Annotated in this window: 1 protein-coding gene; it reads left to right on the top strand. The window is 26.0% G+C overall.

The genetic code is table 11. The annotated features are described in order from the left end of the window. Positions 1-223, top strand: a 223-nt coding sequence (locus WFN33_RS20375; RefSeq protein WP_442892820.1) for a tetratricopeptide repeat protein, incomplete at both ends; no start/stop codon positions are given.

The raw sequence follows: 223 nt of genomic DNA, 5'->3' as shown, positions 1-223 counted from the left end.
TATCTATAAAAATGAAAAAGAAACAGAAAAAATGATGGAAAATTTATTGTTTGCTGACAGTAATGGTTTTACACCCTCTATTACAGAATTAGGAGTAATTTATTATGATGGTACTTTAGTTAAAAAAGATTTAAAAAAAGCATTTAATTACTTTGAGAGATCTGCTTTAAAAAATGATCCATTAGCTCAAAATAATTTAGGATGGATGTATGAGCATGGTGAA

This window comes from Acinetobacter sp. AS167 (assembly GCF_037152175.1).
Lineage (GTDB): Bacteria > Pseudomonadota > Gammaproteobacteria > Pseudomonadales > Moraxellaceae > Acinetobacter.
This window is presented reverse-complemented; position numbering and strand designations above follow the sequence as displayed.